Source organism: Marinifilum fragile JCM 15579 (genome assembly GCF_001310955.1).
Lineage (GTDB): Bacteria > Bacteroidota > Bacteroidia > Bacteroidales > Marinifilaceae > Marinifilum > Marinifilum fragile.
On record NZ_BAZX01000001.1, the window covers coordinates 391742 to 405297 of the forward strand.

Here is a 13556-nt window from a genome sequence, read left to right on the forward strand (position 1 = left end):
GTTACCGAAATATATGCGATAAAATTATCTGCTATAGTTAGGAGCTTCGCGAGTAATCGCAACATCATGTGGATGACTTTCTGCCATTCCCGAAGCTGTAATTTTAACAAATTTGGCATTGTGCAATTCTTCAATACTTGCAGAACCACAATATCCCATACCTGCACGCAGACCACCAATTAACTGATAGATTACTTCATAAAGAGTTCCTTTATAAGGTACACGTGCTACAATTCCTTCAGGAACCAATTTCTTGATATCATCTTCAGCATCCTGGAAGTAACGGTCTTTTGAACCATGTTGCATTGCTTCAACAGAACCCATACCACGATACGATTTAAATTTACGACCGTTGTAAATAATGGTTTCTCCTGGAGATTCTTCAACACCAGCAAGAAGTGATCCTGCCATGATACAATCTGCACCTGCAGCAATTGCTTTTACAATATCACCAGAGTAGCGCAACCCACCATCAGCAATTACAGGAACACCAGTTCCTTTAAGAGCTTTTGATACTTCGTAAATTGCACTTAACTGAGGAACACCAACACCAGCAATAACGCGAGTTGTACAAATAGAACCAGGTCCGATACCAACTTTAACTGCATCAGCTCCAGCTTCAACAAGCATTTTAGCGGCTTCAGGGGTAGCAATGTTACCAACAATAAACTGCATGTCAGGGAATTTCTTTTTTGCAGTTTTTAGAACTTCAACAACTCCTCTTGAATGACCGTGAGCGGTGTCAATAATAATAGCATCTGCATTTGCTTGAACCAATGCTTCGATTCTATCCAATGTATCACCAGTTACACCAACTGCAGCGGCAACACGTAAACGACCTTTCTCATCCTTACAAGCCAATGGCTTATCTTTTGCTTTGGTAATGTCTTTATAGGTTACCAAACCAATTAGTTTGTTTTTTGAATCAACAACTGGTAGTTTTTCAATTTTGTGAGCTTGAAGAATTTCTGCAGCTTTTTCCAAATCTGTAGAATCGGAAGTGCTAACAATATTTTCACTTGTCATTACTTCTGATATTGGACGATCCATATCCAATTCGAAACGTAAATCACGATTGGTAACAATACCTAATAGTGATTTATCTGTGTCAACAACAGGAATACCACCAATTTTAAATTCCTTCATTAATGCCAAAGCATCTTTTACAGTTTTGTAAGGAGGAATTGTAATTGGATCGTAAATCATCCCGTTTTCAGCTCTTTTTACAGTTAATACCTGTTTTGCCTGAGCTTCGATACTCATGTTCTTGTGAATTACACCAATACCACCTTCACGAGCAATGGCAATTGCCAAAGCAGATTCGGTAACAGTATCCATCGCAGCAGACACCATTGGAGCATTAAGAGTAATGTTACGGGAGAACTTTGTTTTTAAACTTACGTCTCTAGGAAGTACTTCAGAATAAGCAGGAACCAAGAGAACATCATCAAACGTTAGACCGTCAGAAATAATTTTATCAGATACGAATGACATTATGCAATAATTTTAGATTTAAATTGCATGCGAAAATACAAAAAAATAGCGGAATAGAACTTGATTACAAATACTAAAAATTGTTAATTGATTAATTCCACCTAAAAGTTAGTATTTTTAAACTGTTTTATTGATAGAAAAATTGAATAAAAGGAGCACAAATCAACTGGGAAAGAAATAAATGGATCGATTTAAGGATGTTCTGAAAAAATATTGGGGATATGTACATTTCGTCCTTTGCAGGATGAAATTATTAAATCGGTTTCCGAAGGAAAAGATACTTTAGCTTAATGCCAACAGGAGGAGGTAAATCGTTAACTTTTCAGGTTCCGACTATGGTAATGGAAGGCATATGTCTGGTGGTTTCACCCTTGGTTGCTTTAATGAAAGACCAGGTTCAAAACTTAAAAGAAAAGGGGATTAAGGCGGAGCTGTTATATTCTGGACTTTCAAAGGATGAAATTGAAAATATTCTGAATAAATGTTTGTTCGGAAATGTGAAGTTTTTATACATATCTCCAGAGAGAATAAGTTCAGATATATTTAGAAAGAAGGCTTCGCAAATGAATGTTTGCTTAATTGCAGTTGACGAGTCGCATTGTATTTCGCAATGGGGTTATGACTTTAGGCCTTCATATTTAAAAATAATCTCACTTCGAGAGCTTTTGCCTGATGTACCAGTTTTGGCTTTAACCGCAACAGCAACAAAAGATGTAGTTTCTGATATTCAGGAAAAACTTGGATTTCCTGAGAAGAACGTATTCCGTAAAAGTTTCGAACGCAAAAATTTGGTTTATCTGGTTAGAGAAACTGAGGACAAACCCAAATATCTGCTCAAGATTCTAAACAAGCAAAAGGGAAGTTCGGTTGTCTATGTGCGCAGTCGGAAAAAGTGCAAGGAGTTAGCTGAGTTTTTAAAAAATAATAGAGTAAAAGCAGAATTCTATCATGCAGGGTTGCCAAATGAGGTGAAAGACTTTCGTCAGGAAAGATGGCGGAAAGGGATCGTGCAAGTTATGGTAGCAACCAATGCTTTTGGTATGGGAATCGATAAATCGGATGTGCGTACCGTTGTGCACATGGATTTGCCTGATACATTGGAAGCTTATTTTCAGGAGGCAGGAAGAGCAGGAAGAGATGGCAAAAGAGCGTATGCTGTAATGCTGTATTCGAATCCCGATAAGGTACAGTTACTGAAGAGAATCAAAACATCATTTCCCGAAAAGGATATGATTGTTAGAGTTTATCAGGCATTGGGGAACTTTTTGCAAGTGGCTGAAGGCGCTGGCAAGGATGCGGTTTTCGATTTTGATTTGGGACAGTTTTGTCAGAATTTTAAATTTAATGTTCTTCAGGCTTTTAGTGCATTGAAAATTTTACAACGAGCAGGATACATTGAATTGACAGATGATTTGGAACATGAATCCAGAATACATTTTGTGGTTCAACGCGATGATCTGTATAAGTTCCAGGTTGCCAATAAAGATTTTGATACCTTTATAAAGATACTCTTAAGATCGTATACAGGTTTGTTTACCGATTACGTTCCTTTTAATATTGATACTTTATCCAAAAGAATTAAAGCCGATAAAGAATTAATAGTTGAATACCTAAAAGAATTATCGAAGTACGGTATCATAAAATACATTCCAAGAAAGAAAACACCTTTTATATTATATACTCAGGAGCGATTGCCTATCAGCTTTATAAAATTGAGTAAAGAGGTTTACCAGGACAGAAAGGAGAATCTTGAAAGTAAAATTCAATCGGTGATTGATTATGCAGAATCGGAAAATATATGTCGATCGAAATTTTTATTGGAATATTTCGGACAAAAATATGCCCCCGATTGTGGAATGTGCGATATCTGTAAAAGCAAAGAAGAAAAAGTGTTGAGTGAACAGGAGTTTAAAGAAATCTATTACGCGATATTGAATTTAATTGAAAATGATTTTTTAAGCATTGATGAACTTGTGGATCGCTTAGATTATAAGGATGATAAGATTTTGGAAGTAATTCAGCATCTAAAAGACAACGAAGAAGTAGATTGCCAAAGTGGCAATCGAATAAAATACATTCCAATCTAGTTCGAAACTTAACCAATAATATAAGGGTACAGAACAGGCTTGTTCGTCAAATCTTATGTGCTGACTGGAAACTAAGGATTTATTATTCGTAAAATCTTGTTATTTTTGCAAGGTTGTAGGAAAAAATAAAGATGGAAGATCAATTTGAACACGTAGTATATTCTAAAAATGTTATTGAATTTGTAACGGTAGCAAACGAGTTTTGTTTGTTATTGGAATCAAGTTCAAAAGTTTCGAAAATTGAGTTTGTAGAAACAGCTCAAAAATTATTACCATTGCTTTATTTAAAAGCATGTATGTTGCCAAGAAATGAGAATGAGTTAGAGGAAGAAGTTGAAAAATTTGTGACTGAATCAGATTGGGAATTCATTCACTCTTCGGTAAAAAATAAAATGGGTGCTCACGACGAGTTTTTAGAAGTGTTCGAGAACGATATGGAGTATAGCGATACCCCATTGGTAGCTTCCGTTTCTGAAAATTTTGCCGATATTTATCAGGATCTTAAAGATTTTATTACTTCATATAAGATTGGAACATTGGAAGTAATGAATGATGCACTTTGGGATTTAAATAACCATTTTTACGAGTATTGGGGCCAAAAATTAGTTAATTCGCTAAGAGCGATACACAAATTGGCGGCCGATAAAATTAATTTAGATGATGAATCGGAATTAGATGTTGATTCAAATATCGATAACATAGACATGAGTGGATCTATTTTCTCGCAACGTCAGAGAGAATGGGACGAAGAAAATGAATAAGGAAAACAGTTTTCCGGAGTAAAAGAGTAGTAAATGTTGCCATTTCAAAAATCAATTACAAGCGAAGAAGCAAACAAAATGCCGTTAAAGGCTTTCGAAGGAGATATCATACTCGTTGATGAGTATAAAGATCTGTACGAAGCTATTCAATACCTGAATAACTATTCTATTTTAGGTTTTGATACGGAAACCCGACCGTCGTTTAAAAAAGGAAAAGTAAACGATGTTGCTTTGCTACAATTGGCAGCTAACTCTAAAACATTCTTGTTTAGAATCAATAAAATAGGACTACCCGAAGAAATTATTGACTTGCTTAAAAATCCAAATATTGTGAAAGTTGGGGCAGCAATAAAAGATGATATCAGAGGATTGCAAAAATTGAATGACTTTGATGCCAATGGCTTTTTGGAATTGCAGGATTATGTGTCGAATTTCGGAATCGAAAGTTTTTCTTTAAAAAAATTATCGGCAATTGTCTTGAATTTTAGAATCTCAAAAAGACAACAGGTATCCAATTGGGAAGCAGAAACATTAAGTCCTGGTCAGTTAAGATATGCTGCAACTGATGCATGGGTATCTTTAAAGATTTTTGAAAGATTGAAAGCTACAGAGCAAGACTTGTAAGCCTTTCGCAAAATACCTTGATTGCTTACAGTCAATTAGCAACGAATATGCAAAGGTCAATATTCGTTAACCAGTAAAAAACACATTTCTAAATGATAGATTATCCAAAAGTATACCTGAGAAAAGGAAAGGAACATTCTGTAAAAAGATTCCATCCGTGGATTTTTTCAGGAGCGGTAAGTAAAGTAGATGAAGGCTTACAAGAAGGCGACTTGGTCTCAGTTTATAATGATCAAAATGAATTTTTAGCCATTGGACATATTTCCATTGGTTCAATTGTAGTTCGCATTTTAAGTTTCGAAGAGAGAGAAATTAACCTGAACTTTTGGGTAGAAAAAATCTGCTCTGCTTGTCAAATGAGAAAGGCAGTGGATCTTTATGGCCGAGAAGATAATAATGTATTCAGGTTGGTTCATGGAGAAGGTGATGGATTGCCAGGTTTGATTATTGATTTTTACGCTGGAACAGCAGTAATTCAGTGTCATTCGGTTGGAATGTATTTGCACCGTGAAGAAATAACAGAAGCATTACGAACAGTGTTTGGTGACGATTTGGTGGCTGTTTTTGACAAATCGGAAGGAACCATTCCTTTTAAATCAGGAATTGAGCCAAAGAATGGATACTTGTTCGGCGAAACAGATTCGTTTACTGCACTAGAGAATGGATTGAAATTTAAAGTGGATTGGTTAAAAGGCCAAAAAACAGGATTCTTCATCGATCAGCGTGAGAACAGAAGTCTTTTGGAGCAATATTCAAAAGGACGATCAGTACTAAATATGTTCTGCTACACAGGGGGATTTTCTTTTTATGCCATGAGAGGTGGAGCAGAATTGGTTCATTCGGTTGACAGTTCTTCCCGAGCAATTGATATTACAAAAGAAAATGTTGAGCTAAACTTTCCGGGCGATAAGCGTCACGAGGCATTTGCTGAGGATGCATTTAAATTTTTAGATCAATCATCTCAAAAATATGATTTAATTGTACTTGACCCACCTGCATTTGCAAAGCACAAGAAAGTGTTGGATAATGCTTTGAAAGGATACAAGCGATTAAATAAGAAAGGATTTGAACAGATTAAGCCAGGAGGAATTTTATTCACTTTTTCATGTTCGCAGGCAGTTAGCAAGGAAGATTTCAGAAAAGCAGTTTTTGTAGCTGCAGCTAATGCAGGAAGAACGGTTCGTGTGTTACACCAATTGACACAGCCTGCCGATCATCCGGTAAATATTTACCATCCAGAAGGAGAATACCTGAAAGGTTTGGTTTTGTATGTTGAATAGACATTTTTTTGTATCTTCAATATGGTTTAAAAGGAGAGCAAAACTCTCTTCGTATTAATTACTAAATAGAAACTAGTTGAAATTTTCCGAATTTGATTTTTCTCCTGAGATAATGGAAGGGCTGGAGGCCATGGGCTTCGAGACACCTTCTCCAGTTCAGGAGTTATCTATCCCTAAGATTATAGAAAAAAAAGATATGATTGTTTGTGCCCAAACGGGTACAGGAAAAACGGCAGCATATCTTCTTCCGGTAATGGATCAAATCCAAAAGAATCAAATTGAGGGTTTTAGTACCTTGATATTGGTTCCGACAAGAGAGCTAGCCATGCAAATCGATCAGCAAATGGAAGGATTTGGATACTTTGTTTCCATCACTTCATTGTCTGTTTATGGAGGTGGTGATTCATCGGTTTGGGATCAGCAGAAAAAGGGTTTGATGGAAGGTGCAGATGTAGTAATTGCTACTCCTGGTAGAATGATTTCGCACCTGAATTTGGGGTATGTGGATACTTCAAAATTGAAGCATTTGATTTTGGATGAGGCCGACAGAATGTTGGATATGGGTTTCTTTGACGACTTGATGCAAATTGTGAGTTATCTTCCCAAAGAGAGACAAAATCTGATGTTTTCGGCTACAATGCCTCCAAAAATCAGGGAACTGGCCGAGGAGATTTTGGTTGAACCGGAAAGTATAAATATTGCAATTTCGAAACCTGCGGAGGGAGTTTTACAAGCTGCCTACATGCTTTACGAAGATCAGAAGATTCCTTTGATCAATCATTTGTTGAAAGGAAAAGACCTGAAAAGTGTAATTATATTCTCATCCACAAAAGTGAATGTAAAGGCCATTACAAAAGACCTTAAAAAACACAATTTTAAAGCAGCAGGGATACAATCCGATTTGGAACAGAGTGAGCGAGAAGAAGTGTTGCGCGAATTCAAAAATAGAAAGCATCAAATATTGGTTGCTACAGACATTATTGCCAGGGGAATTGATATCGATTCAATTGATTTGGTAATCAACTTTGATGTTCCGAACGATGCTGAGGATTACGTGCACAGAGTTGGGCGTACGGCGCGTGCAGAGTCGGAAGGAGTTGCCTTAACTTTTATAACGGAAAAGGATCAGAATGACTTCAAAAAAATAGAAGATCTGATCGAGTCGGATGTATTCAAAATTCCGGTTCCCGCTGAATTGGGAGAAGCACCTGAGTACAATCCCAGAACCAAACCCAAATCAAACGGCAAGCGCAAGTTCTTTAAACGAAAAAAGACAAATAGAACAAACAATAAAAAATAATAACCCTAACCAAACTAAAATGACCCAAGCTGAATCTTACGACATGATTGTGATCGGCGCTGGAATAAGTGGATTAAGCCTCGCAAATCATATTGCCCGATCGGGAAAAAAAGTACTAGTTGTTGATGCTGCCGATAAGGTAGGCGGATGTTTAAATACTTATTACAAAGATGATTTTTGGGTTGAGATGGGAGCGCATACCTTTTATGCGACCTACGCCAATCTAATCGATTTGATTCAGAAAAATGAGTTGGAACAGGACATTGTAGCTCGCGAGAAGGTTGGCATGAAAGTGTTTACCGATAAGCACGAGAAAATCATGTCTGGGGTAAATAAATTTGAGTTAATACGATCGGTTCCAAATTTGTTTTTCTCGAAACGAGATGGAAAAACCGTTAAGGAATACTTTGGAAAAATTGTAGGTCGAAAGAACTACGACAATGTTTTTACTCGCATGTTTAGTGCGGTAATTGTGCAGAATGCTGATAATTTTTCTGCAGAATATTTTCTAAAACGACGCAAAACCAAAAGCAAGGAACATCCTAAGAGTTTTATTCTTAAAAAAGGGATGTCGAGCTTTATGGAAGCTCTTGCTTCGCATGAGAATATCAAGATTCAGCTCCATACAAAAATCAGTCAGATTACTAAAAATCAGGAAGGATTTGAGGTAAAGTCAGAAGAAGGCGATGTGTTTACTTCCAAAGACATTGCACTGGCTGTTTCTCCTAAGTTTGCTTCGGAACTATGCAAAGACTTGAATGTTGATTTATCAGATGTTTTAGCGGATTATCCGATTCAAAATATTGAGTCGAGAGCTGTTGTTTTGCCTAAAGAAAAGTTGAATTTCGATCCGGTGAGCTTTATTATTCCATTGCAAGGTCCTTGCTTTTCAATGGTTACGCGCGATGTAATGGCTCATGACAATATGAGAGGATTTGCATTCCATTTTGAAGAAAATCATATTGGCAAGGAGGAGCAGGAAAAATTCATGGCAGAACTGCTTTGCCTTGATTCTGTGGATGCTGAAATTGCAGAGACCAAGCACAAATTACCACTGATCAAGATTGGCCATACCGAAAGAATGGCAAAGATTAAGCAGTTGGCCGAAGAAACAGGAATTTACATCACTGGAAACTACTTTAACGGCCTTTCTTTAGAGGATTGTGTAGAACGATCGAAGCAAGAATTTGAGCGTTATTCAAAATCCTAATACCCAGTACCTGATACTTACAAAAGAATGAAAAAATACATAGATCAAATATCGAAAAGCTTGCAATTGCAGGCTTTTCAGGTTGAAAATACCATGCAATTGCTTGGCGAGGGAGCCACATTGCCATTTATTGCTCGTTATCGTAAAGAGATGACAGGCAGCTTGGACGAAGTTCAGATTGCCAATGTAAAGGAGGAATTGGCTCGATTAACAGAGCTTGACAAGAGACGGGAAAGCATTATAGAGGCCATTGATAAACAAGAAAAGCTGACTGATGAACTTCGTGCCAGGATTGAAGCTTGTACGGAACTAAATCAGTTGGAAGACTTGTATTTACCATACAAACAAAAGCGCAAAACCAGGGCAGTAAAAGCCAAGGAAAAAGGATTGGAACCTTTGGCTAAAATCCTGATGAAGCAGCTTGAACGCGATGTGGAATCCAGAGCAAGTCAGTTTGTAAACGATGAGGTTGCAGATGAGGAGGAAGCGTTGCAAGGAGCACGTGATATTATTGCAGAATGGGTAAACGAGAATGAAATTTCCCGTAACTCGGTTCGTAGCATTTTCCAACGTCAGGCGGTTATTCGTTCAAAGGTAATTAAAGGAAAAGAGGAAGAAGGAGAAAAGTTCAAAGATTATTTCCAGTCGGAAGAGCCATTGAAAAGATGTGCGTCGCATCGAATGTTGGCATTGAGAAGGGGAGAAGCTGAAGGAATTTTACGATTAGAAATTGCTCCCAACGAAGAAGAGGTATTGGAAAGATTGAACAGAATCTTTGTAAAAGGAAATACTGAAGCTTCCAATCATGTTGAGATGGCAGTCAAGGATGCCTACAAAAGATTACTAGGCTCTTCGATTGAAACGGAGTTTGCCAAATCATCGAAAGAGGAAGCGGACAAAGAGGCCATTCGTGTGTTCTCCGAAAACTTGCGCCAATTGTTGTTGGCATCACCACTGGGACAGAAGCGTGTTTTGGCTATCGATCCGGGATACAGAACAGGTTGTAAGGTGGTTTGCCTGGATGCACAGGGAAACCTAATGCACAACGAAACCATTTACCCGCATGCACCCCAAAATCAGGGAAAAATGGCAGCTAAAAAGCTGACCAATATGGTGGAAACTTACAATATACAAGCCATTGCCATTGGGAATGGAACGGCAAGTCGAGAAACAGAGAGATTTGTAACCAATTTGCATTACGACAGAAAAGTACAAGTTTTTGTGGTGAGCGAAGCAGGAGCATCAATCTACTCTGCGTCGAAAGTGGCTCGTGAGGAATTCCCTCAGTATGATGTTACGGTTCGTGGAGCAGTATCCATTGGCAGACGTTTGATGGATCCTTTGGCAGAACTGGTAAAGATCGATGCAAAATCGATTGGGGTAGGCCAATACCAGCACGATGTGGATCAAAATTTATTAAAACAGAGTTTGGATCAGGTAGTGGAATCATGTGTGAATAAAGTAGGCGTGAATTTGAACACAGCCAGTAAGCACTTGTTGACCTATGTATCGGGTTTGGGACCACAATTGGCTCAGAATATTGTAGATTATCGTGCGAGAATGGAGCATTTTCATCCCGTAAGGAGATCACGAAAGTGAAACGAATGGGTGCGAAGGCATTCGAACAATGTGCGGGTTTCCTACGAATTCCAAATTCCGAAAACCCATTGGACAATTCGGCGGTTCACCCCGAATCGTATGGCATTGTAAAACAAATGGCAAAGGATGCCAATTGTGCCGTTGCCGATTTGATTGCCGATAAAAATCTGCGCAAGCAAATCGATTTGAACAAATATGTGACCAATGAAGTAGGTTTGCCAACATTGAAGGACATTATGGAAGAGCTTGAAAAGCCGGGACGTGATCCGCGAACTGCCATTAAAGTTTTCCAGTTTAAAGAGGGAATCTACAAAATAGAACAGCTTGAAGTTGGAATGGAAATGCCAGGTATTGTTACCAATATCACCAACTTTGGTGCCTTTGTTGATGTGGGTGTGAAGCAGGACGGTTTGGTGCACATCTCGCAATTGGCCAATCGATTCGTATCCGATCCGGCTGATGTGGTTCAGCTTCATCAGCATGTAAATGTAAAGGTAATTGAGGTTGATGTGGCCAGAAAGCGCATTCAATTATCAATGAAAGATTGTGAGCAGTAGATAAGGAAGGCTTGTAAAGGTGTATTTTTACTCCTGCAGTCTGCAGCGACATTTACAAGACCCTTGTAAGGCTTCCTGCAATCTGCAGCATCAATTCCAAGCCTCTTGTAAACCTTCCTGCAACCTGCAGCATCGATTGCAAGCCTCTTGTAAAGCTTCCTGCAATCTGCAGCAACATTTACAAGCTTGTTCATAAGCATGCTGTAGTTTAAAGTGATTATCTAAATTTTATGAGTTGGGAAAAATTGCTTTTAGGAAGTTTTCGCTATTTTTGAAACTCGATAATAAAACGTATAAGAATATGGATTTTAATGATCAGGATGTAATTATAGAGTGCCCGAAATGCAAAAAGGAAATGATTGTAAAGATTTTAGAGATCACCAATCATCATACGGTAAGTTGTCCGGAGTGTGGAGCTAAGGTTGATTTATCGGCAAACGATCCATCGGCAAAATTGGGAATTCCTAAAAACTATAAGCCTTTTGAAGGTTTGGATGAATACCTGAAAGAAGTAGAAGCGAAAAGAAAAAAATAGTCATATAAAAAGAGCAGCATTTTTGCTGCTCTTTCTTGTATTATCTTCTGTTAACATCTCCACCACTGGAGCTGCTCACATTTACTTTTGTTGGTTCACCATAGTAATCTACATCACCGCCAGAACTTGCTGATGCTTCGATAGATTCAATTGCATAAACCGAAACATCACCACCACTTGAGGCTTTTGCCTTACAAATTTTAGCTTTTAAATCAGCTGCTCTTAAATCACTACCGCTACTTGCTTTTCCATAGAAAGAATTCGCTGTGCCCGAAAGATTAGCATCTGCACCAGAACTTACTGAACAGGTAAGATCTTCTGCCTGAAGTTCAAGTTTTGCATCAGCGCCAGAGCTAACCGAAATATCGAGATCTTCGAATTTAAGCAAGTGGCTCGATTCAAGATCGGAACCGCTCGAAACGCTAATTTCATTTACCTTCACAAAGGTCACATAAACATTAAGTTTCTTGGCTCTGCGAATAGGATCTTCAGTTTTTATAATCAGCTCATCACCTTTGATACGGGTAACAATCAAATCAAGAAGATTTTCATCTGCTTCAACAGTTACCGATTCTTTATCACCTTGTCTTAGGTAAACATCAATGCCACTGCTAGACGAAATTGCAGAAAAAGAACCAATTTCTCTATCCTGTTTTTTTACATTTCCATTGCCTTTTTCTCCCCAGAATTGTGCGTTTACGGTCGACAAAAATACCATAGTTAACGCAATTAGTGTAAGGGACATTTTTTTCAATAATTTTTTCATGCGTATAAGATTTTAATGAAATAGTTTATTCCAGGTTTCTAATCATATTATATGACGCCAAGTGCTCGCTTCAAGTTACAGGTGAATTGAATAAAATGGTTTGTTTATGAAGCTTCGGCCTATAAATGATCTGATGTAAAGACGATAAGCTCATTCTTACAGTTGCATGACTTTAATAAAAATAATTGATCGATATAGTGAATTTTAAGTTAGGAGTTAATTATACAGGAGTATATGCTTAAGTTGAATGTCTTTTAAGGATTAAGATTCTAACTGCTCAAGCCGCAGTGGCTCTTTCTTTTTCCATTGATAAAAAAGAAAGCAAAAATCTAGGGCAGGTAAGCCCAAACTGCTAATACTTGAAAAACTTTAAGTGCGGCGGGGTGATTTTCGAACAAGTTCTCAACTTCCCCGTCTTACTAAAAGTTATTCTACGCATGAGCAGCATGTCCTTCCAATGCCCAAAGTGGCAAAATGGTTAACTTCTTTTAGCGCAATCAAACTTCTAACTATTTTTAAAATAAATTCAGGAATGGCTGTGCTAATAATTTTCTCACACGGCTTTTCAGTGATTTCTTGTCTATCCTTTGGGAGGTTCTTTTTCCTGGCACTTTTGTGTGATTTCCCAGTATGATAACAGCTGGTGAAGCAGGTAGATCTGATTGATCAATCTTGCTAAAAAACTTGGTGTTACCACTTAAAATATCACTATCGGCATAACTTACCTTGGACACCACATTGATGTTGGTTTCTTTCGAAAGTCTTTGGTTGAGCTCATAGGCCATCTCGCTTAAGCGTTCCAATCCCATGTAAATAACAACCGTATCGTTATTTTCTATTTCCTTGATTATACCATCTAAATCGCTTTTTTCTCCTCCAACTTTAATAGCCGAATGAAAGTGAATGCCTGAGGATTTTCCTCTTTCGGTAAGTGGAACCCAAAATTCATTTGCGGCAGCCATTCCTGCACTAATTCCAGGTATCAATTCGAACTCTAAATCCGATTCCAATAAAAACCTGATTTCTTCCACGCCTCGGCCATAAACCATCGGGTCGCCTGACTTTAGTCTTACAACTTGATAACCCAAGCTGTAATATAGGATCATTTGATTGTGGATGTTTTGTTGTCTTTCCATAGGATTTATCCCATCACCCGAACGTTTCCCAACCTCTATAACAATCGATTTTTCAGGAAACAGACTGCGAATATCATCCGTTATTAGGGCATCGGTAAGGATTACATCTGCCGATTCCAATGCTCTTAAAGCTCGTATGGTAAGAAGATCGGAGGTGCCGGGTCCGGCACCTACAATCCATATTTTTCCTTGACTCATTGCACAAAG

12 protein-coding genes and 1 pseudogene are annotated in these 13556 nt (G+C 38.0%); 9 read left to right on the forward strand and 4 right to left on the reverse strand.

Going from position 1 to position 13556, the window contains the following annotated elements; translation table 11 throughout:
• Positions 1-24 precede the first annotated feature (24 nt).
• The gene (gene guaB, locus JCM15579_RS01720) at positions 25-1494 is read right to left on the reverse strand and encodes an IMP dehydrogenase (protein WP_054714836.1); all 1470 of its coding nucleotides are present in this window, start codon (positions 1492-1494) and stop codon (positions 25-27) included.
• 290 nt (positions 1495-1784) lie between these two features.
• Here guaB and JCM15579_RS01725 point away from each other — a divergent pair, with 290 nt between their 5' ends.
• The 8 genes and pseudogenes from JCM15579_RS01725 to JCM15579_RS22450 all read left to right on the forward strand — a co-directional run bounded on the left by JCM15579_RS01725 (position 1785) and on the right by JCM15579_RS22450 (position 10912).
• Entirely contained in the window at positions 1785-3581 is a 1797-nt protein-coding gene (locus JCM15579_RS01725; RefSeq protein WP_245625785.1) for a RecQ family ATP-dependent DNA helicase, read from the forward strand.
• Between the two features lie 131 nt (positions 3582-3712).
• A complete protein-coding gene (locus JCM15579_RS01730; RefSeq protein ID WP_054714839.1) occupies positions 3713-4342 on the forward strand; it encodes a DUF5063 domain-containing protein in 630 nt (209 codons plus the stop codon).
• A 33-nt stretch (positions 4343-4375) separates the two neighbouring features.
• Positions 4376-4966, forward strand: coding sequence for a 3'-5' exonuclease (locus JCM15579_RS01735; RefSeq protein ID WP_054714842.1), 591 nt, complete (start codon positions 4376-4378; stop codon positions 4964-4966).
• 92 nt (positions 4967-5058) lie between these two features.
• A complete protein-coding gene (locus JCM15579_RS01740; RefSeq protein ID WP_054714845.1) occupies positions 5059-6246 on the forward strand; it encodes a class I SAM-dependent rRNA methyltransferase in 1188 nt (395 codons plus the stop codon).
• A gap of 76 nt (positions 6247-6322) precedes the next feature.
• A complete protein-coding gene (locus tag JCM15579_RS01745) occupies positions 6323-7546 on the forward strand; it encodes a DEAD/DEAH box helicase (RefSeq protein WP_054714848.1) in 1224 nt (407 codons plus the stop codon).
• A 19-nt stretch (positions 7547-7565) separates the two neighbouring features.
• Positions 7566-8756 carry a protoporphyrinogen/coproporphyrinogen oxidase gene (locus JCM15579_RS01750; protein WP_054714851.1) on the forward strand — a complete coding sequence of 397 codons (1191 nt, stop codon included), beginning with the start codon at positions 7566-7568 and terminating at the stop codon, positions 8754-8756.
• Positions 8757-8849: 93 nt separating this feature from the next.
• A pseudogene (locus tag JCM15579_RS01755) lies at positions 8850-10567 on the forward strand (helix-hairpin-helix domain-containing protein); the annotation flags it as partial.
• A 24-nt stretch (positions 10568-10591) separates the two neighbouring features.
• Positions 10592-10912, forward strand: coding sequence for a S1 RNA-binding domain-containing protein (locus JCM15579_RS22450; RefSeq protein WP_506256064.1), 321 nt, complete (start codon positions 10592-10594; stop codon positions 10910-10912).
• On the opposite strand, the gene JCM15579_RS01760 is transcribed toward JCM15579_RS22450, so the two are convergent.
• Positions 10882-11106 carry a hypothetical protein gene (locus JCM15579_RS01760; protein ID WP_054714855.1) on the reverse strand — a complete coding sequence of 75 codons (225 nt, stop codon included), beginning with the start codon at positions 11104-11106 and terminating at the stop codon, positions 10882-10884. The two genes, JCM15579_RS22450 and JCM15579_RS01760, sit on opposite strands and share 31 nt — an antisense overlap.
• Before the next feature lie 107 nt (positions 11107-11213).
• Between JCM15579_RS01760 and JCM15579_RS01765 the strand changes: the two genes are divergently transcribed.
• Positions 11214-11447, forward strand: a complete 234-nt coding sequence (locus JCM15579_RS01765; protein WP_054714858.1) for a hypothetical protein — start codon at positions 11214-11216, stop codon at positions 11445-11447.
• A 40-nt stretch (positions 11448-11487) separates the two neighbouring features.
• Here JCM15579_RS01765 and JCM15579_RS01770 read toward each other — a convergent pair whose 3' ends face one another.
• Together JCM15579_RS01770 and cobA are read right to left on the reverse strand one after the other, a co-directional pair.
• A complete protein-coding gene (locus tag JCM15579_RS01770) occupies positions 11488-12165 on the reverse strand; it encodes a head GIN domain-containing protein (protein ID WP_157471266.1) in 678 nt (225 codons plus the stop codon).
• Positions 12166-12728: 563 nt separating this feature from the next.
• Positions 12729-13547 (reverse strand): uroporphyrinogen-III C-methyltransferase, encoded by an 819-nt coding sequence (cobA, locus tag JCM15579_RS01775; protein ID WP_054714862.1) that lies wholly within the window; start codon positions 13545-13547, stop codon positions 12729-12731.
• Positions 13548-13556: the final 9 nt, after the last annotated feature.

Bases quoted from the DNA above. Each gene is read 5' to 3' on its own strand.
- guaB (WP_054714836.1), bottom strand. From the start codon at position 1,494: ATGTCATTCGTATCTGATAAAATTATTTCTGACGGTCTAACGTTTGAT.
- JCM15579_RS01725 (WP_245625785.1), top strand. From the start codon at position 1,785: ATGCCAACAGGAGGAGGTAAATCGTTAACTTTTCAGGTTCCGACTATG.
- JCM15579_RS01730 (WP_054714839.1), top strand. From the start codon at position 3,713: ATGGAAGATCAATTTGAACACGTAGTATATTCTAAAAATGTTATTGAA.
- JCM15579_RS01735 (WP_054714842.1), top strand. From the start codon at position 4,376: ATGTTGCCATTTCAAAAATCAATTACAAGCGAAGAAGCAAACAAAATG.
- JCM15579_RS01740 (WP_054714845.1), top strand. From the start codon at position 5,059: ATGATAGATTATCCAAAAGTATACCTGAGAAAAGGAAAGGAACATTCT.
- JCM15579_RS01750 (WP_054714851.1), top strand. From the start codon at position 7,566: ATGACCCAAGCTGAATCTTACGACATGATTGTGATCGGCGCTGGAATA.
- JCM15579_RS22450 (WP_506256064.1), top strand. From the start codon at position 10,592: ATGGAAGAGCTTGAAAAGCCGGGACGTGATCCGCGAACTGCCATTAAA.
- JCM15579_RS01760 (WP_054714855.1), bottom strand. From the start codon at position 11,106: ATGAACAAGCTTGTAAATGTTGCTGCAGATTGCAGGAAGCTTTACAAG.
- JCM15579_RS01765 (WP_054714858.1), top strand. From the start codon at position 11,214: ATGGATTTTAATGATCAGGATGTAATTATAGAGTGCCCGAAATGCAAA.
- JCM15579_RS01770 (WP_157471266.1), bottom strand. From the start codon at position 12,165: ATGGTATTTTTGTCGACCGTAAACGCACAATTCTGGGGAGAAAAAGGC.
- cobA (WP_054714862.1), bottom strand. From the start codon at position 13,547: ATGAGTCAAGGAAAAATATGGATTGTAGGTGCCGGACCCGGCACCTCC.